We start from the raw sequence: 19,931 nt of genomic DNA, 5'->3' as shown, positions 1-19,931 counted from the left end.
TGAATGAGAATTATTTAGCTAATCTGATGCCAGTATATTGCCATCTCAGTGGTGGATGGAAAAAATTCCGGTAGGTGATACGGCTATGTCCCGGTGGAGTGGCTACTGAGCCGCCTCTCAGTACCATCTGGCTCACCATGAACTTTCCGTTATATTCTCCGATTGCACCGGGTGCTTTTACAAAACCGGGGTAGGGCAGGTATGCACTTTCCGTCCATTCCCACCTTTCTCCCCATGCCAGTTGTGGAGCAGCGGCTTCCCATTCATTTTCGGTAGGCAGGCGCAGGCCTTTCCAGGAAGCATAAGCTGCTGCTTCGTAATAACTGATATGGGCAAGTGGCTGGTTGGGGGCTATGAGCTGCAAACCTTTCAGGGTGTAGTTCATCCACTGGCCATCTACTTCATGCCAGTACAGGGGGGACCTGACCTGGTTGGTCTTTACCCAGTCCCAGCCTTCGGCATGCCAGTGACGGAAGTCCGTATAGCCGCCGGCCTGCATGAATTCCAGGTATTCTTTATTCGTAACGAGAACGTTGCTGATGCTGTATTCTTCCAGGTACACCTTGTGCCTGTTCAGTTCGTTGTCAAAGCAGAAGCCATTGCCTGTATGACCGATTTCATAGATGCCGGCCAGCATCCTGATAAAGTCAGAAGAAGTGATGCTTCTTTCTTTGAAAGAATAGTCTTCCTGGTAAGCAGGGAAGAGGGGATTATGGCCAAGAATATACTTGATATCTGTAATCAGTAATTCCTGGTGTTGTTCTTCGTGATTTAAGCCGAGGGTGATGAGGGCATGTAGTTCAGGCGAAATGTCCTGTGCCAGGAGCAGTGTCATTTGCTCGTCTACATAGGTTCTGTATTTGTATACATCTGCCACGCCGGGTCGGCTCAGGTTGCCCCTGTCTGTGCGGATGACCCTTGCACCTACTGATTCGTAATAGCTGTTGAACACAAAATTATATTCCGGATTAAATACTTTATAATCCTTCAGGTTCGGTTGTAATACAAAGGTCTCAAAGAACCAGGTCGTGTGGCCCAGGTGCCATTTAGGCGGACTCACATCTACCACAGGTTGTACTACATAGTCCTCTGTTTGTAACGGCGCGCATATGCTCACGGATCTTTGGCGCACGATGTCAAAAGCTTGCTTTAATTCCATTGTAAGTATTTTGTCAGGTCGCTGATCGTCTTTATTTGTAAGGTGCCGGCCTGTTGTCTCCGCATCATGAGTGCGTATGTATTATTGAATCCTACAGGTGCCAGCCATTTGATATGATAACGTTGTTGAAAAGCATCCGCTACATAGTTGTATACTTTGTCTGCCTGTCCGCCGAGAGAATCGAGGGTAGAAGGCGGGGCCTGTAGAATCACGAGCAGACCGGTACCGGTGTATTCCGGATACAGGTCAATCTGTGCATTCGTCAGTGCTTCAAAGCAGATTTTAGTACCTCCCAGTCCGGTTTTTGTTTCTACATGCAGATCGGTATAGCCTTCGACCAGTAACTTGTAGATGTTGACGAGGATATAGCCGTCACCAAATAACTTGGCACCAATGCGGATCGTACCTTTTGTACCCGGTCCGGGTGATTGCAGCAGGTGGTGGGCTTCGAGAAACTCCTTAGCAACAACAGCCGGGGACTGTTTTAGAATATCTACCCGGTAATTCAATGCTGTCATAATGCTATCATTAATTGTACCAGACAGTTTGTTGAGGACGGGTTCGAGTTCCGGATATTTATCGAGTACATCCTGGCGTACGATAGGGGCCGCATAATAAGGGGGAAAAATGTGTTTATCATCCTGCAGCACCTGCAGGTCATAAGCCTTTACACGCCCGTCCGTACTACTCCCGCTGATGACATCTACCTTTTTATCGAAGGCGGCTTTGTACATGATCATATCACTGATCACCACGGTACGGATCTTTAGTCCATAGATTTTTTTCAGGCCTACATCACCATCATTCCTGCCCATAAATTCAGGGGTGAATCCTGCCAGTAATTTAGAGCCATAAAAATCAGGGAGCAGGTAAAAAGAAGAAAGCACCAGGATCAGTAAAGGCATTAGTAAGACCTTCCGAAACCTGATGCGCGACAAGCCCCAGTCGAATATGATAGCGAGCAGGGCGGCAGGGATGGCACCGGCTAAGATCATATTCGTATTGTTGAGGGCGATGCCGCCGAAGATGAATTCACCGAGGCCACCGGCAGCGATGTAAGCGGCGAGGGTGGCGACACCTACATTGATCACGGTAGCGGTACGAATACCTGCCAGCAGGACGGGCATAGCCAGTGGAATCTGCACTTTGAAAAGCAGTTGGCGGGCGCTCATACCAATCCCTGTAGCTGCTTCAATAATAGCCGGATCTACCTGTGTGATGCCTGTGTAAGTATTGCGTACAATAGGTAATAGTGCATACAAAAACAGGGCGACGATAGCTGGTGCAGGCCCAATGCCCAATAAGGGAATCATGAAGCCTAACAATGCGATACTGGGTATGGTCTGCAGGATGCCTGCGAAGCCTAATACCGCAGCAGCCATTTTAGGTTTACGGGAAATGGCGATACCCAGGGGCACGCCAATTACTACGGCGATCAACAAGGAGATAAAGGTAAGGCCGATATGTTGCAGGGTTTGTTCCAGTATTTTGCCGGATTCCTGCTGTAGAAAATCAATGAAGCTGTTAGCTGGTTCCATGCATATGTTTAGATTGCCTGTACTGGTCTACGGCATCCAGCAGGGTATTGCGTGGCATGCCGGCGGCGATGGCATCCCAGACAGTGAGTGTGTCATCGCCATTGAGCGTGGCTAACCATGGCCGGATGTCGGCAAGGGTGAGAGCTTTCAGTTCCAGTACAAAGCGGTGTTCATCAAAAAAAGATTTGACAAAGGCATTAGCGGGTGAAAATAAGAGTGTGGCCGGAGTGCCTGTCTGCTGTACTTTACCTTTGTCCATCAGGCAAATGTGGGTGCCGAGTTCAAAGGCTTCCTGCACATCATGGGTGACCATGATGATGGTTTTATGTTGAATTTCATCCAGTGCGCGAAACTCTTTCCTGACGCTGGCGCGGGTCACGGGGTCCAGCGCACCAAAGGGTTCATCCATGAGCAGTACGGGAGGATCTGCAGCCAGTGCGCGGGCCAGTCCTACACGTTGTTGCTGTCCGCCACTGAGTTGATGCGGATAGGCATGGAGGTAATCCGATACGGGAAGATGAAGTTTTTCCATGAGGGAGGCTACCCTGGATGCAATACGGCTTGCATCCCATTTGAGCAGGCCGGGTACCACACCGATGTTTTCACCTACAGTGTAGTGGGGGAAAAGGCCGTGGTACTGGAGTACGTAGCCAATGCCCCGGCGGAGTGATTCCAGTCGTTGTGTTTCGACTGCATCCCCATTCACATAGATACGACCACTATCAGGTAATATAAGGCGGTTGATCATCCTGAGCGTAGTGGTTTTGCCACTTCCGCTGGTGCCCAGGAGTATGAGTGTTTCTCCTGCATTCACTTCGAATGAAACAGCAGAAACGGCGGGCTTACCGTTGGCGAATGACTTGCTCACATTTTCCAGTTTGATCATATGGGGAGTAAATTACTCATATTGTTGATAGGAAAAAGTTAATGCGGGAGAATCCGTGAATTGTACAAATGGTTCCGTAATAAGTACAATCAATCGCTGATGCTCATGAAAAGATTGTTCAATGACTCGGTATACAAAGGATGCGCGAAGATCATTTCCCTGAGTTGTGTAGCAGTCATACCGGCCATCATGGCAATTTGCAGAACACTCATGATTTCACCGCCATTATGGCCCAGGATAGCAGCGCCCAGGATCCTGCCTGTGGTCTTTTCCACCACTGCTTTCATGAAACCGTCCGTGTGTCCTGTTTCAATAGCGCGGGCTACTCTGCTCATATCCAGGCAAGCCACCTGGATCTCTATTCCTTTATCGCGTGCTTCCTTTTCCGTTAGTCCGATACGGCCCAGTTGCGGATCGGTAAATACACAGTAAGGAACAGGTCTGCCTGTCGTGGTTTCATTGCCTTTGTGCAGCAGATTTTTAATCAGTATGAGGTGATCGTTGTAGGAGATATGCGTGAATGCGGGACCACCTTTTACATCTCCAAGGGCATAGATGCCGGGTACAGAAGTTTCCAGTTTGTCATTCACAGGAATGAATCCTTTTTCGTCGATGGAAATGCCTGTTGTATCTAAATGTAAGTCTTTTGTCTGCGGGGCGCGGCCAGAAGCCAGGAACAGGTGAGAGCCGGTGATGGTCTTGCTTTCACCGTTGGCATTGAGCACAATTCTGACAGCATCTCCATTCCCTTCTGCCTGTTTGACGGTGGCACCAGTATAGACGGTAATACCAGCCCCTTCCATGATCTTTTTCATGGCAGCCGATATATCTGTATCTTCTCTTTTCAGCAGGGCTGTGCGTTCGATAATCGTGACCTGGCTACCGAGGCGGCGGAAGAGCTGACCGAATTCCAGGCCGATATAACTACCGCCTAAAATAATGAGATGGGAGGGAAGGACCTGCAGGTCCAGCAAAGTGGTACTGGTAAGGTAGGGCACCTGCGCCAGGCCGGGAAGGTCAGGGATCTTTGGGGAGGCACCCGTATTAATAAATATCTGATCGGCAGTGATGGTTTCAGTACTGCCGGTGCGGAGCTTTATATCTACTACCTTTGGGCCATTAAAACTGGCGGTGCCATAGAAGATGCTGAGGCCTTCGGTTTTTTCCAGGCCTTTGGTAGCACCGCCCCGGAAGGAGCTGACAATCTCGTTCTTGCGGGCCACGATCTTTTCAAAATCGACCTGGAACCCGGGCACAGTAATTCCCCATTGCCTGCTGTTGGCCACAGTATATGCTACTTCGGCACAGGCAATCATTGCTTTTGTGGGAGTGCATCCATCATTGATGCAGGTACCGCCAATCCATCGTTTTTCTATGATAGCTGTTTTCCAGCCTGCTTTTGCCAGTTTTTTTGCCAGGGGAACTCCCCCCTGGCCAGAACCAATGATGATTGCATCAAATTTTTGCATTCCCGGGTTTTTAGTAAGTAGGATCAATAAGGCTACCGTAGTACCTCAACGCCTTTCCAGAAGGCGATGTAGCCTTTTATATTGTGAGCAGCATCTTTTGGATCTGGATAGTACCAGGCTGCATCTTTGTTTACTTTGCCATCCACGGTAACGTCATAGTAAGAGGCCTCGCCTTTCCATGGACAGATTGTGTGGGTCTTGCTTGGACTGAGCAATTCTGCTTTTACTGCTTCCGGAGGAAAGTAATGATTATGTTCGACTACCACCGTTTTTTCGCTTTCTGCTATTACTTCCTTTTGCCAGATTGCTTTCATCGTGTTGTCGTTTAAGGTGTTATAAATACGTGGACAAATTTTATACCAGCGGGATTATTCCTGAATCAAGGTTTGCGCGATCGGTTTACTTCCTGGTCTGTTTTTTAAAAATGGACATAGAAGGTAAGAAAAAATTCTGAAAAATGACTTGTCCGGTTCAAACTATTTCCTTTACTTTGTATCTCAAAGTGAAAACTTTGATTGCAGATTGGCCATAGCCAATTTTTTTAGCCCTATAAACTTTGAAATACAAAGTACTTTATTTTATGACAAATAAGCAGTATTTCCAATTCATGTTACGGGACAGCCGCCTTTGGGTGGGCCTGATACTCATCGTTGTTTCCCTTGGATTTTACTATTTGCCCGGTATTCTTCACTGTAATCCGAATGATAACTTTGGTTATTTCATGATGAATTACATCCTTCTCCAGCTGTATTTTATTTACCTCTGGGTGGGTGGAAATCTCCGCAGAGGCAGGCGGGGGCGAAATACCTTTGCCGTGTACCTGACACTCTGCCTCATCAGTTGTTTTTTGCTGAATAAGGAATTTGTGATTTTCGCTAAATCGACCGACTGGTGGGCGGTGACACTGGCGGTATGTTGTATCAATAACATTGCGTACGGTTTCAAAGAGGTATTTCCTCCGCTGGTGCGAACGATCATGGCTTTTGTACTGGGCATTTCTACCTGTTGTTTTTTATACCTCACCTTTTGCCTGTTGCCCATGTGCTTCTATGGCGGCATCGGCATGTTGTTTTTCGGGATTGGAGGGCATGCATTTATACCTCTCCTGTTTTTGATCTACACCTTTACATTGGCAAGCAAATATGTGTTGTTCAGGAAAAAGCATCGCTATGCTTATTTCTCAGGGATTGGTTTTGTGGGAGTGGTGATAGCTGTGTATATCACACTGTGGATTAACGCTGTTTTCGCTGTCAATGACGCTTACCTGATGCCGGATAATAAAGATCTGCCTCACTGGGAAAATGTAGCCCGTAAGACACCTAAAAATGCGATTACGGAGCGGGTGCTGAAAGCTGGTCTTGTATACCAGACTGCCGGGGATGGGGATCTGTCTTTCCTGGAAATGCCCCGCAGGAGAGGAATCTTCGATGCGGAGCTGTTGCAGGATCCACTGGTAACGATTGCCTCTTTAACAAGGCCGTCTTATGTCGAAGAAACGGATGCAGCCAAAGTACTGAGTGCTATGTACGATTCGCGCCAGGAAACGCAGGAAAGGCTGTGGAGCGGCGATAAATTGTCTACGATACAGGTGCGCACTAATGCGGACATCTGGCCTTCGCTGCATATGGCTTATACCGAGAAAACCATCAATGTTTTCAGTGCGGAACCCGATGCCGCATCATGGAATAGCCAGGAGGCCATTTATACTTTCCATTTGCCGGAGGGTGGGGTGGTGACTTCGCTTTCTCTCTGGATCAACGGGAAGGAAGAAAAAGGTGTGCTGACCACCAAAGAAAAAGCAACGGAAGCTTATGCAACAGTTGTAGGCAGGGAAATGCGGGATCCCAGCGTGGTGCACTGGCAGGAGGGGAATACGGTAACAGTGCGTGTGTTCCCGGTATTAGGACAATCCAGCAGACAGTTTAAAATTGGTATTACAGCACCTTTATTACAGCAGGGTAAGAAGCTGGTGTATCAGAACATCTGGTTCCAGGGGCCCGATGCCAGTGAAGCCCGCGAGGATGTGAATATTAATTTCCAGGAAGATCCGGTGGGCGTGGAAATGCCGGGATTGTTCAACCGGAAAACGAATACCTTCTCCAGTGTGGGGCCATATGATGCAGACTGGCAGTTGAGCTGCATTGATCCGGGTGTACGCACTAACCTGTTTACGGCCAACGGCAGGTCGTTTTTTGTAACACCTTATCAAAAAGAACTGGCAGCTGCAGTTGTAAAGACGATCTACCTCGATGTAAACCAGTCATGGACTTTAGCAGAATTTAATGCGATCAAAAACCTCCACTATCCCATGAAAGTGTATGCGGAAAATGAATGGCAGCCTGCTACGGAAGAATTGTTTGAAAGTCTGCAAAAAGACCGTTACAGTTTATTCCCTGTGTACAAAGTGCCGGAGCGTGCGACTTCACTGGTGATTACCAAAGGCAATGTTGTCTCTCCTACTCTGAATGACCTGGGGGACAGTAAATTCTATGAAGACTTGCAGGCTTCATTCAAAACTCCGGGGAAGCTTCTCTTATTTAACCTGGGTGGTGAGCTGTCTCCGTATTTGAAAACACTGAAAGAATACCGCTTGTTCCGTTATACAGCAGGAGATGTTGCTGAATTAAAACAATGGATGGCTTTAAAACAATTTCCTGCAGACATAGAAAATGATCATCGTGTAGTGATAGAACCAGCTGGGGTCACGATCAATATGGAAGAGAACAGAGGGGTAAGCAATGCGCCTGATCACCTGATGCGTTTATTTGCCTACAATCATATTATGCAGAAAATGGGACCGCAGAAAATGTCAGACAGTGAAATTATTGCGGCTGCAAAAGAATCTTATATCGTGACACCTGCTTCCAGCCTGATTGTACTGGAAACACAAAAAGATTATGACCGCTTCAATATCCATGATGACCTCAATAGTCTGAAGAATGCTTCTATCCATGGTAAAGGGGCAGTGCCTGAACCGCATGAATGGGCACTGATCCTAATCGGGGTAATGTGCCTGCTTTGGTTTAAAAAGAAACGTGCTGTAGCAATATGAGGATCCTTATACCTATTTACCTTGTCCTGTTCTTTGTAGGGCTGCAGCATTTCTTTGAATGGCAGTCTGCCGGTTTCCTTTTGGGACTGGCAGCGCTGCCTTTCACAACCGGATTTGATGCAACCAGGAAAGGTGGGCTTCGTTATTTCTACATTTCGCTGGCACTGTTTGTATTGTTCCTGCTGGTACCGGTGCATACCTTTTATTACCTCACCCTGATTACAGCAGTAGCATTTTGCCTGGAGATGTATGTGGGCAGGTTGAACCTGTTGCCGATGCTGGTCCTGGTCTGTATGTCACCGATTTTTGAGTTTTGGGCCAACCTGTTTACATTTCCTATTCGCCTGCAGCTCACATCGATAGCGGGAAATATGGTGATGGGGGCACATGTGGAAGGAAATATTATCAGCTGCGATGGACTGGACTTTTCCGTAGATCCGGCTTGTATGGGTTTGCAGACGACGGTGACTGCTATGTTGTGCGGGTTAATTATCATAGGAGGATTGCAGAAAAAGTATAGATTATATCTATCCGGGGGAATGACTACCGGCCTATTGGCAGTAGTATTTGGATTGAATGTAGTTGCTAACTTAATAAGGATTGTTTGCCTGGTACAGTTTAAGATTATGCCGGGAACCCCCATGCACGATGTGATGGGAATACTGTCTTTGGTAGTATATGTATTGCTGCCTGTATTTGTGTTGGTGAATTATGTAGTAAAGCGGATCGGGAAAACGCGTGTAGCAGAAAAGCACCTCTACCGGATTGTACCAACGGGTCCTTTGTTATTACGCAACGGGATTTTACTGGTCTGTATGATTTATGCCTGTTATATAAACGTAAAACCCCGGCCGGTAGTGGCCTATGCATTGCCGGTGAAGACGACTGGTTTTGCAGTGAAGCATTTGCCGCAGCATGTTACGCAGTTATCTAATGAGGAGGCATTGATCTATGTTAAATATATTCCTTCCTACTATTATTCAGAACATCATCCTATGATTTGCTGGAAGGGGAGTGGTTATACATTTGAGAAGGTGCAGGAGCAGGTGTGGGATGGACTACCTGTGTATACAGCATTGCTGGTAAATGGAAAGACAAAATTATATACAGCCTGGTGGTATGCAAACGGGCGGCATAATTACATCAGCCAGTTCGCCTGGCGCTGGGATGCGCTGAAGAGTGGTAAGCAATATTCATTGATCAATGTAACAGCGCAGGACGAGGCTAGTTTAAGAAAGGTAATAATGACACTTAATTTTTAATAATTGTTTTTTAAAATTACTTACCCTACTATAAATATTTTCTCCACGTATGAATTTGCATTTGCTGACTGATGATCTCTTGCGTCGGCTATTCCAGGCTTCTGACGAGCATGCATTCCGGGAACTCTACCAGCGTTATTTCAGTAGCATGAAGCCTTATCTATGGCTGAGAGCGGTGAGGAAGGTGAGGTAAGGGGCTGCTAAAGCAGGCCCCTTTTTTTTTATATTGAACAGTTTTAATAGTTGCGTGTTATATAATATAAGACCGTATGCTTATTGTCTCTTAAATATATGCAAGCAACCAGTACTAACCAGAACGAAGCCGAAAGATTGAACACACTGGCTGGCTATCACATACTCGACTCAACACCGGAAGAGGAATTCGACCGGCTCACTACATTAGCAGCCCTTACCTGCAATTCTGCTGCAGCCTGCATTACTTTCCCTGACCAGGACCGCCAATGGATCAAATCAGCCGTCGGACTCAACTTCCGGGAGGTCCCCCGCGAATGGTCCTTCACCGAAGAGATTCTCCGTACCAATAACTTTGTCGAAAAACCTGACACCGGCGAAGGGAACTTTTTCCGCTTCTTCTCCGGCTACCCTATTCGCGATCCCAAAGGTTTCATCATCGGTGCGCTTTGCATCATGGACGAACAGCCCCGTCAGTTGCACGACAGCCAGCGCCATGCCCTCCAACTCATTGCCAATGAGATCATGACCCTCATCCAGAACCGCCGTCAGAAAGAAGAAGTGCTCTACCTGGAAAAACTGTTCCTCCTCTCTGATAATCTTGTCGGCCTTACCACCGCCGGGGGCCGGTTCAAAAGGGTGAATGCTGCCTACACGCATATCTTTGGCTACACCCATGAAGAGATGCTGCAAATGAACATCCTGGACATGATTCATCCTGACGATCTGCCTGCATCACTGGTGGAAACCAACAATATGGTCGCCGGCAAATCGATGATTGCCTTCGAGAACCGTCTTCTCACCAAATCAGGCGAATGGCGTACCATTTCCTGGATGGCGACTGCCGAACCCGATACCAAAGATATTTTCAGCATAGGCAGGGATATTACCGAAGAACGCAGGAAGGAAAAACTGCTCAGTGAGAGCGAACGCAATTTTCGCACCTTCTTCGAAAACTCCCCGGGCCTCATGTGCACGCATGACATGAAGGGATATTTCCTTTCTGTCAACGAAGCCGGTGCAGCAGGCCTGGGCTATACCCTCGATGAGCTGGTAGGCTACAGTCTGTTCGACATTGCACCGGTGGAGCATCATAAAGAAGTGCAGGCCTACCTTGATCGGATTCAGACGGCCGGCAAACTAAATGGATTGATGAAAGTGCTGAAGAAAGATGGTACGGCGATTATTTTGCATTACAACAACGTAAGGGTAGATCAGTACGTGATCTCCAACTCCACCGATATCACGGTGCACTATCGCCTGGAACAGGAACTGAAGCGCTCTACTGAAATGCTGGAACGCACGAATAAGGTGGCGCGTATAGGTGCCTGGGAAATTGACATGCGCAATGGAGAAGTATTCTGGTCCGACGTGACCCGCGAAATCCTTGAAGTTACTCCCGATGAACCGGCCCGTTTCAGCAATGGGATGCGTTTTTACAAAGAAGGTGAAAACCGCCAGCGCGCACAGTCGGCACTGGCAGCTACGATTGCTACCGGCAATCCTTTCAATCTCGAACTGGAAATCATCACTGAAAAAGGTAATGAGCGCTGGATCCGGAGCCGGGGCAGTGCACAGTTTGACAATAATGGGAAATGTAAACGCCTCTTTGGAACTATACAGGATATCACAGAAAAGAAAATTGCGGAGATTGAACTGAAAACACAGAAACTTCGGCTTTCAACCTTTGTGGAGCACGCGCCGGCGGCAGTGGCCATGTTCGACAAGGAGATGCGCTACATCGCGGTAAGCCGCCGCTGGCTGGAAGAATTCAGGGTGCAGGGCAGGAATATATTGGGCCTCTCACATTACGAATTGTTCCCGAATGTATCGGCCGAATGGAAGGAGATTCATAAAAAGGCACAGGAAGGCGAGGTGCTTACGGCAGATAAAGATGTTTGGCGGCCCGAAGGCTGGGACCAGGACCAATACCTGCGCTGGGAAGTACGCCCCTGGTACCAGTACGATGGAAAGATCGGCGGGATCATGATGTTCACACAGGATATTACCGACGCTTATCTGCAACAGGAAGAATATAAAAAAGCGAAGATCCAGGCCGAACAAGCCAATATTGCAAAGTCAGAATTCCTGGCGAACATGAGCCATGAAATCCGGACTCCTTTAAATGGTGTTATTGGCTTCACAGACCTTGTTTTGAAGACGCACCTTACAGAGTCCCAGAACCAATACTTATCGATCGTAAATCAGTCCGCAAATGCCCTTTTAAGCATTATCAATGATATCCTCGACTTCTCGAAGATCGAAGCAGGCAAACTGGAACTGGATATTGACAAGGTGGATCTCTATGAATTCTGTAGCCAGGCGAGTGATATCATCTCTTACCAGGCACAGAACAAGGGCCTGGAATTGCTCCTGAATGTATCTTCCAATCTGCCCCGCTTTGTCTATATCGATGAGGTGCGTTTGAAACAGATCCTGGTGAACCTGATGGGAAATGCCGTGAAGTTCACCCCTGCCGGTGAGCTGGAACTTAAAGTTACCCAACTGGATAAGGAAGACCGCTTACGGTTTGAAGTGCGTGATACAGGTATTGGTATTCGTCCGGAGAAGGCGCACAAGATCTTCGAGGCCTTTCTGCAGGAAGATGTATCCACTACCAAGAAATACGGTGGTACGGGTTTGGGCCTGACCATCTCCAATAAACTGCTGGCACTGATGGGGAGTTTTCTGCAACTGGAAAGTGAGCCGGGTAAGGGAAGCCGCTTCTTCTTTGACATCACGGTGAAAACGGAAGACGGAGAGCGGGTGCACTGGGAAAATATCGACATGGTCAAGCATGTGTTGATCGTGGATGACAATGACAACAACCGGGTGATCCTGCGGGAGATGCTGTACCTGAAAGGAATTAGTTTTGTAGAAGCACGGAATGGATTTGAAGCGCTGGAGATCCTGTCCAAGAAAAACAATTTTGATGTGATCCTCATGGACTATCACATGCCTTTTATGGATGGGATAGAAACCATTGAGAAGATCCGGAAAAATATAGATGCCGATCCCCGGCAGAAAATTATCTTACTACATAGTTCCTCTGACGATGAAAGGATCATCAAAGCATGCGAACGTCTGCATGTACAACAACGTCTTGTAAAACCCATAAAGATGCAGGAGATGTATAATGCCCTGTCCCGTTTATTCAGGAAAGAAGAAAGTAAACCGGTAGTCGTAGATAATGCTGCCCGCAGTTCGCGGGGAGATGGTTTCAATGTACTGGTGGTAGAAGATAACCCAATCAATATGTTCCTGGCAACAACCATTATTCATCGTATTGCCCCGGCAGCTGTGATTCTTGAAGCCAATAATGGCAGGGAGGCATTGGCGATTGTGAGTCATGTGATGCCGGATATTATTCTCATGGACATACAGATGCCTGAGATGAATGGCTATGAAGCGAGCCGGCAGATCCGGGATATTTATCCGGGTTTCAGGGTGCCGATTATTGCACTGACGGCGGGTAATGTGATGGGGGAACGGGAGAAGTGTATAGAGGCGGGTATGGACGATTTTATGGCGAAACCATTCATAGAAAATACCATGGTAGCAATGTTTAATAAATGGTTACGGTTGGATAAACCACAGCAACCCGAGGAGCTGGAAGGCAGGATGGAGGAGCTGGATGTAAATTATTTGCGGACCTATTTAGGAGATGACGATCCGGCATTTATGAAAGAGATCCTGACGCTTACAGTGAAGGAGTTTAATAAGCTGATGGCTGATTTTGACAGTGTGCTAAAGGGCGAGAATGTGTTGACGATCAATGGCTGGGGGCATAAGCTCCGGGGAGTGGCATTGACGGTGGGCCTGATGGATATCGCGTTGCTGGCGGAGCAGATAGAGGGCCTGAAAAATACCCAGCCGGAGGCCTTACAGGGTTTGGCGCTTGAGGCCAAAGAAAAGATCAGCAAGGCGATCCGGCTGGTGCAGCAGTATATTGACAGGGAGCTTAGTCCACGCTTGTAATAAATGTATTAAACAACTTCACATATTCATCAATTACTTTCTGATCAGTATCATTGAAGAAGTAAGCGGTAAATCCTCTTTCCAGCTGCTGTGATCTTGTATTGTTCAGCTGAAACGGCCTGGCCGCAACTGTGCCGATCAGTGTATTCTTATAAAACACTAATACAAGCCTGTAGAGTGGAGAAGGATCATCCACTGAATTATCGTAGTTATAATATTCCAGGAAAGGTGCATTTACACCTGTATTCTCCAATTGAAACTGCTTGATAAAAGGTTGCATATCAGGCAGCAATCTGCCACTGTATGTACGCAGGTATTCAGCAAGTGCGGTTTCAATGACGGAACCTGCCTTGATATCTTTTTTCTGCAGATACCCAAAGAAATACCCGGTCAGTTCTCCATGCATATTTTCACCGGTAGTGACCAGGTGCAGGTCATCCAGTGCCTTACCGATTACTTTGCCTGCGAGGGAGAGGGGCTGACCTTTTTTGATGATCATGCTCTTTTCCTGTGCGGCGCTGACAGCAACTTCAATACTGGTTTCAGACCAGCCATTTTTAGGCATGGTTGCATCCAGGAGAACGTTGTCATCCAGGGAGACGAGTGGCTTACCGTCGATGGTATCCAGGAGCGTGACGGCACCATTGGTCCTTTCCGAGATGATTTTGTCGGGAAGAGGACTGGACGTGGAACTGGCAGACTGTTCATTGGCGGTAAGGGACTTGTCTGCATCAGGTAAGGGCTTTTTCGCATTTTCTGCACAGCTGCACACGAGAGCGGCGAGCAGAAAAGGTAAATACTTTCGCATGATGATATTTTGTAAGACCGGCGCAAAGGTAATAATTACCGGTAAACTAATGGGTATTTTTAAGATCTGAGGGGGTGAAAGAAGGATGCCTGCGCGTTTGTTACAAACCCGCAGGCTTTCCGCTATTGTATGATCACTTTTTTCAAACCCGTACGCCCCATAAATAAGGGGAAATACTGCATGGTCGCCTTAGCCGGATTTAAGATATATTTACCCGAATACCGGGGCATTAACTCAATCGTAAATGTATGCATCCCTCTGTATAAAGTACTACAGAAGATGCTCACCATTTCTTTTCCATATTCCCTGTGCACTTCACTATTATACCATGGTTGTGGCTTACCCGCATAAGAACAACCCGCCGGGATAGGAATCTCAATCATCACATAATCTGCATCTCCCTTTGCATAGACATTCACCGTTAAACCCACCTTCTTCCCTGTCTCCAGTACAGGCTGATCTAATTTACTGCTTACTTCAAAAGTCTTTGCAACAGCGTCAGGTGATGCATCCCAATATTCCTGCGTAGCTGTCAGGTACAGTGGCATGCCCCCTTTCCTGGCAAAAGTTACAGCACTGGCTGCAGTGATTACAGTATCGAAGGGGAACCGGGTCACCATATAGCCATTTACCTGAAGGCTTGCTTTTCCCTGAGCTTCTGCCTTTAATAAATCAGGCAGGATGGTTTCAAGAATTGCTGATGACTCGTAAGTATTTCTCCACTGTCCGTTTCTTCTTTCTTCCAGGAAATACCCCCTGATTTTTTGTAGAGTTTGTTCATGACCACCTGTAGCACGCAGTAGTTTATATACCAGCAAGGTCTGTGAAATACTGCTGTGAAAAAGATCGTAACTAAACTGTCCCCAATAGGCATTTCCAAATACGGTTGACTGTTGTCTTGCCAGGATAGGTTTCAGGTTTACAGGCAAGTGCTCTCTTTGTTTTAAGAGCAGCAGTCGCAGGGAATCATAACCATTCCGGGGATAGATTTCCGATGTAAGTGTGGCAAAGTCAACTTTCGCTTTCAGCTTTGACAGCATCATCAGGCAACCGATGCTGTCTATATTATCTTTACGATGATAGCTGGAAAGCAGGTCGTCCGCTAAAGTCTCTGTATTGATATTGGTCTCATAACCTTCTTCCTGTGCCATTTGCAGTGCTTCCACTACATGAAGGCTGATCCAGATACTGGGTGTTGTATGTTCCCACCAGCCCCACATGCCCTGGTACTGTGTTCTCTTCAGACGGCTAAGGATGGTCCTGATATCTTTATTGTGTTCAAATTTCTCATTCAGGTAGGCCTTTGCTTTTTTTTCCAGCAGGTATGCTTTCAGTTTGGATGCCAGCTGTTCATTACAAAGGTATTTATAATGCTGCACGTACTTCATTTCTTTCATCAGCACCGGCAGGATGGCGGCTTCTGCATAGACATGAACGGGGCCTTTGAGACCGGGTGCAAAGGTCAGCGTAGTATCTTTGAGCAGGCATGCAAAGAAACCGGTATCTGCCCTGGTGCCGGCATGGAATACGGGGATGCTTCTTTCCTCACCATCCCTGTTATCGATGGTATAGTTGAAACGTAGGCTATCACGCGCGGGGATCCCCACGTTCAGTGTATCAATGAGGGCATGAACAAGCTTTCCGCTGCGCTGCAGGCGGATGTTATCATTCACTTTGAAGGTCCTGCTGATCTGCAGGGAGTCTGAAGTATAATTTAGTGCCTTGCCGATTATATGTATACTATCGCCTTCGACAGCGAAGTTAGGCAGGGCGAGATTGGCGCTGACTGGTTTAAAGGCGCGGATACTGCTTTCTGCCTGACCGGATTGCTGCTGATCATTCATGACGAGTGCAAAGACACGCCAGTTGGTGATGTCGTCGGGGAAGGTGGTGCTGAAGGAGGCAGTGCCACTGGCATCGGTGGCCAGTTTGGGTTGCCAGAAAGCGGCATCGTTGAAATGGCTGCGGAGTTGGAAAGGAGCGGGCGCTTCGCTCATTCCGGTACTGAGGGCAGTGTCCAGCATGGGGATGTCCGCAGTGCCGATTTTGTCAGGGTTGAAGAAACCGATATTGGCAATCTCTCTCTTACTCCTGGGTTCATCCATCTTATCGGCATTTTTGCTGTCGTATAAGTTGGAATAGTATGACCTGTTATCACTCAATGCTTCCTCATCATCATACTTCATCTTTTTCTTCTTTGCACTTCCATGGGAGATGCCATACCCTGTTACTACCACCTCACTCAGTGCTTTGCTATCTTCCTCCATGATCAATTCATAATAACGCTGTTTGGGCTTCACTACTACCTCCAGTGTTTTATACCCGATGTACATCGCCTTTATGATACCCATGGAGACACCTTGCAGGGTAAACTCCCCAAACTGATTGGTAAAGCATCCGAAAGTAGTACCTCCGCAGGTAATTGTGACACCAGGCAGGGGCACCCCGTTTTGATCCTTTACAACACCCCGGATGGAGCCTGCGTTGCCCAGGTATTTTTCAGATCCGTTCCGGCGGTTTTTTATCAGGAGTGAATCCTGCCTGGAAATTGCCGTCGTTGGCAGGAGTGGAAGTTGGGGCAGCCGGTAAAAGTTGATACCATCTTTTTTGATATAGATGCTATCCTGCATGGAAAACCTATTATCATTATACAGGAACATGAGCCTGTATTTCCCTTCACGTAATCCTTTTATGATTGTTACCCCGGGACGGATAACCCTGATAAAAGAAGGCTCATCATCCCTGAAAAGTAAAGTATAAAAATGCGTATTAATAGTATCAACAGGTAATTCAAGTTCTAATCTCCCGGTGAATGCATAGCTGCTGTTTTCCCTGTCTGTAGTGAGGAGTGGACGGCTGGGTATGCGTGTATAATCTGTGAGCATAGAAGGTGTCAGCACCTGATCTTCCAGTACATCGTCATTATTCCCGGGATGCACGTAATCGCCTTCGGCCAGAACAGGCAGTTTTTGCTTTTGTTTGATCAGGCCGGGAGAGATATTGAATGAATAACCTTCTTCCGGATCAAAGTTTTGTTCAAACTGTTCGTGTACGACCAGGGAGGCCGGTTCTCCCGTCAGCGGACCTACAATGTTCTCAGGATTGCCATATCTGGCTGACAGCAGGTAGATGTTTTTGTTTTGACGGACATAGCTGAACCGATCTCCATAATTGTGACTGATATTTATAAAATAATGATTCAGGACCCTGGCTTCTGCTGCTGAATATTTATCAGACATTTTTTCGACAGTGACATGCTTTGCCTGGCTCAGAGGGTCAATACTGACGAAGTTTTTCACGCCCATATGCACTATGAAGCTATCAATAGTAATGAGCATATCGTTCGTTCTGATCTGGATAGTGTATGTACCGGGATTAGTACGGAAACTATAGATTTTCTGTTGTGATGCATCGCTGTAATACACCGGCATCCTGTCAATATAGATAGCCCCCGGATTGCGGAGAAAGCCATTTACGAATACAAAGGGTGCCAGCTGGGTTTCAGCGTCCACCGCATTTTCATCATACCTGAATACAGGAGCCGGATGTGTGAACTGGTACCAGAGAATGGTATCCAGTCGCATACGGGATTCCCAGTATCCAAAATTCAGGTACATATTATGGTGATAGTTGTCTACTTCTTTTTGCGTATACTGATTTTTGAAACTAAGGTCCGGGCGATCCCGGCCCAGGTAAGGCACTGCAACGCTGCTGTTCTGAAACTTGCCGGTGTAGCTATAGGCTGTAACGTCTGCATTCCGGACTGGTTTTCCTTGTTGGTCGGAGACAGCAATTTCGATCTGGCTTTCCTGCCCGGGAGCAATCGTAGCAGGAGCTTTGATAGCTACATGCAGCTTTTTCTCCTGGTACTTTTCATTGTAGGTATCGGTCAGGACCTGGTTGCCCCTGATATAATGCAGTTGCAGGTAATAATCCAGTTTAGGGGAAGCGGCCTTTTGCCAGTTGAGGGATTGTGTATAGCCTCTCTCTACAATTTTCTTATTTTCGTAGATGGTATACCAGAATGGCGTATGACGTGGATTGTCGACGTTAAAATAAATACTATCGGAAGTACGCCTGCTTTCGCATGGTAAAATATGTGTGTCGTTTACCATTCTTTTCTCATGCATTGTATCGCTGCTGATCTCATAGCTTACTACATGAGGTGCCAGGCTGATTGTGGCAGGTAATTGCAGGTGCGAAGAACTTATCAGGTTATTGTTGCCATCGTACAGGTAGAGGGTAGCGGTATCCGGAACGGGTTTGCCAGCGGTCAGCATATTCATGTACAGGCTATCTTCCTTTTCTTCAATATCCAGTTTTTTAACATCGTCCGTATACTCATGAATAAATGTATAGGTGGTTGTTTCATTTTCTGAATTGAGTAACTGGCAGGTGATGGTATAGGAGAACCTGGCTGAAGGGAAGATACTGTCTGGTAGTTGTACAATTGTCGGCCCCAGGGTTTCTATTGGCATTGTTTTGTTGTACATGGTATCTGCCAGAAACACGTGGCTGGTATTATACCGGTCGGGGGTGCTGTTAGGAGTGATGATGATTTTTGCCCTGGCATCCAGCAGGGGCAATCCATTTTCATCGGTGGCATTGATGGTCAGGAGGACCGGTTCATTACGTTGTGTACTTGTTTTATTAACGGATGCGCTGAGTCTTATTTTTTGTAACTCGTATTCTTCAAAGTAGAAGTTGTTGTAGATAAACTTTTTCCTGTTCTTAGCTGGTTTGTCCGCCGGTTCAAGAGATACATTATACCTCATGTCCAGCTTCATGCTGTCCTTCATCGGGAACTGGTATTCGAAACCCCCGGGACGATAAGGGTGTAATACCGCCAGGATGGTATCTGTGCTACCATCGTATGTATAAAGGCGCAGGGCCAGGTCTTCATTAACAGGTACACCTTTTTTATCTACGATAAATGATTTGAGCTTTACAGTATCATTAGGTTTGTATTTAGGTTTATTGAAAGAGAGGTAACCTGTCTCCTGAAATGTATTGTCATAACTGCGGGTGCGATAGGAATAATCTTTTGCATAAGGATTTACCCTGAAGAAGTTCATGACTTCCTGGTATTTGACCTGTACCAGTCCTCCTTTGCCATGATACTTTCTCAGGTAATATGCATGCAGGTTTTTATCATAAGGGATCGTCTTTTTACCTAAGTGCACTTCTGCCTCACTTACCTGTTTCCCGTCGAGGGTGTGCAGGGTGAGCAGCAGGTCTTCGTTATTGTTCAGGACATTGATGAAGATATTATGCACTACTTTCACCTGCCTTTCCAGGACCTGGTGATTGGCTGTTACCAGCAGAAAATTACCCGGGGGCAAAGGGTGTTTATCTTTATCAGCTGTTCTGAAAGAATCTACAGGCCGGGTCATAAAATCGCCAGGGAGTTGTTTGTGCTTTTTCGACTTGTACACATCCAGCAATGCCTGGTCAGGAATTCGGTATACATATGTAAATGGAGCTTGCTTTGGACTGGTAGACAGTCCTTTTTGGGCTAATACCTGCGTGCCACCCAGCAGCAGGATAAGGATAAATAATTGTTTCAAAGCGTATAGGTTGTTTGTCC

At 46.9% G+C, this 19,931-nt stretch carries 11 protein-coding genes; 4 read left to right on the top strand and 7 right to left on the bottom strand.

Translation table 11 applies throughout. From position 1 onward, the window contains the following. Positions 1-10: 10 nt before the first annotated feature. From egtB to DXN04_RS17420, 5 genes are all read right to left on the bottom strand, one after another. Positions 11-1,159: an ergothioneine biosynthesis protein EgtB gene (egtB, locus tag DXN04_RS17440; protein ID WP_116854670.1), complete on the bottom strand. Its 1,149-nt coding sequence runs from the start codon at positions 1,157-1,159 to the stop codon at positions 11-13. Further along, complete coding sequence (locus DXN04_RS17435; RefSeq protein WP_116854669.1) at positions 1,150-2,697, bottom strand: ABC transporter permease/substrate-binding protein; 1,548 nt, start codon at positions 2,695-2,697, stop codon at positions 1,150-1,152. The genes egtB and DXN04_RS17435 overlap by 10 nt, the downstream gene beginning before the upstream one ends. Further along, on the bottom strand, positions 2,684-3,583 hold the full coding sequence (locus tag DXN04_RS17430; protein WP_116854668.1) for an ABC transporter ATP-binding protein: 900 nt from the start codon (positions 3,581-3,583) through the stop codon (positions 2,684-2,686). The genes DXN04_RS17435 and DXN04_RS17430 overlap by 14 nt, the downstream gene beginning before the upstream one ends. An 89-nt stretch (positions 3,584-3,672) precedes the next feature. Beyond that, positions 3,673-5,052: a mercuric reductase gene (locus DXN04_RS17425; protein WP_116854667.1), complete on the bottom strand. Its 1,380-nt coding sequence runs from the start codon at positions 5,050-5,052 to the stop codon at positions 3,673-3,675. Positions 5,053-5,084: 32 nt separating this feature from the next. Then, entirely contained in the window at positions 5,085-5,366 is a 282-nt protein-coding gene (locus DXN04_RS17420) for a DUF427 domain-containing protein (RefSeq protein ID WP_116854666.1), read from the bottom strand. A 266-nt stretch (positions 5,367-5,632) separates the two neighbouring features. Between DXN04_RS17420 and DXN04_RS17415 the strand changes: the two genes are divergently transcribed. The 4 genes from DXN04_RS17415 (at position 5,633) to DXN04_RS17405 (ending at position 13,536) form a co-directional block, all read left to right on the top strand. Then, positions 5,633-8,104, top strand: coding sequence for an XrtN system VIT domain-containing protein (locus tag DXN04_RS17415; protein WP_116854665.1), 2,472 nt, complete (start codon positions 5,633-5,635; stop codon positions 8,102-8,104). Continuing rightward, positions 8,101-9,366 carry an exosortase N gene (xrtN, locus tag DXN04_RS17410; protein ID WP_116854664.1) on the top strand — a complete coding sequence of 422 codons (1,266 nt, stop codon included), beginning with the start codon at positions 8,101-8,103 and terminating at the stop codon, positions 9,364-9,366. The genes DXN04_RS17415 and xrtN overlap by 4 nt, the downstream gene beginning before the upstream one ends. Positions 9,367-9,415: 49 nt before the next feature. Further along, positions 9,416-9,559: a hypothetical protein gene (locus tag DXN04_RS34815; protein ID WP_158569062.1), complete on the top strand. Its 144-nt coding sequence runs from the start codon at positions 9,416-9,418 to the stop codon at positions 9,557-9,559. A 98-nt stretch (positions 9,560-9,657) separates the two neighbouring features. Then, positions 9,658-13,536, top strand: a complete 3,879-nt coding sequence (locus tag DXN04_RS17405; protein WP_116854663.1) for a PAS domain-containing hybrid sensor histidine kinase/response regulator — start codon at positions 9,658-9,660, stop codon at positions 13,534-13,536. Here the strand turns inward: DXN04_RS17405 and DXN04_RS17400 are convergent. Continuing rightward, on the bottom strand, positions 13,520-14,344 hold the full coding sequence (locus tag DXN04_RS17400; RefSeq protein ID WP_116854662.1) for a hypothetical protein: 825 nt from the start codon (positions 14,342-14,344) through the stop codon (positions 13,520-13,522). The two genes, DXN04_RS17405 and DXN04_RS17400, sit on opposite strands and share 17 nt — an antisense overlap. 122 nt (positions 14,345-14,466) lie before the next feature. Then, on the bottom strand, positions 14,467-19,911 hold the full coding sequence (locus DXN04_RS17395; RefSeq protein WP_116854661.1) for an alpha-2-macroglobulin family protein: 5,445 nt from the start codon (positions 19,909-19,911) through the stop codon (positions 14,467-14,469). Positions 19,912-19,931 lie beyond the last annotated feature (20 nt).

It is taken from the genome of Chitinophaga silvisoli, from assembly GCF_003412465.1.
In the GTDB taxonomy this organism is placed as follows: Bacteria; Bacteroidota; Bacteroidia; order Chitinophagales; family Chitinophagaceae; genus Chitinophaga; species Chitinophaga silvisoli.
Note: the sequence above shows the minus strand (reverse complement) of the source record. Positions and strands in the feature narration are given on the sequence as shown.

Excerpts from the sequence above, each read along its gene's own strand:
- DXN04_RS17425 (WP_116854667.1), bottom strand. The coding sequence starts at position 5,052 with ATGCAAAAATTTGATGCAATCATCATTGGTTCTGGCCAGGGGGGAGTT.
- DXN04_RS17405 (WP_116854663.1), top strand. The coding sequence starts at position 9,658 with ATGCAAGCAACCAGTACTAACCAGAACGAAGCCGAAAGATTGAACACA.
- egtB (WP_116854670.1), bottom strand. The coding sequence starts at position 1,159 with ATGGAATTAAAGCAAGCTTTTGACATCGTGCGCCAAAGATCCGTGAGC.
- DXN04_RS17435 (WP_116854669.1), bottom strand. The coding sequence starts at position 2,697 with ATGGAACCAGCTAACAGCTTCATTGATTTTCTACAGCAGGAATCCGGC.
- DXN04_RS17420 (WP_116854666.1), bottom strand. The coding sequence starts at position 5,366 with ATGAAAGCAATCTGGCAAAAGGAAGTAATAGCAGAAAGCGAAAAAACG.
- DXN04_RS17430 (WP_116854668.1), bottom strand. The coding sequence starts at position 3,583 with ATGATCAAACTGGAAAATGTGAGCAAGTCATTCGCCAACGGTAAGCCC.
- DXN04_RS17400 (WP_116854662.1), bottom strand. The coding sequence starts at position 14,344 with ATGCGAAAGTATTTACCTTTTCTGCTCGCCGCTCTCGTGTGCAGCTGT.
- DXN04_RS34815 (WP_158569062.1), top strand. The coding sequence starts at position 9,416 with ATGAATTTGCATTTGCTGACTGATGATCTCTTGCGTCGGCTATTCCAG.
- DXN04_RS17415 (WP_116854665.1), top strand. The coding sequence starts at position 5,633 with ATGACAAATAAGCAGTATTTCCAATTCATGTTACGGGACAGCCGCCTT.
- xrtN (WP_116854664.1), top strand. The coding sequence starts at position 8,101 with ATGAGGATCCTTATACCTATTTACCTTGTCCTGTTCTTTGTAGGGCTG.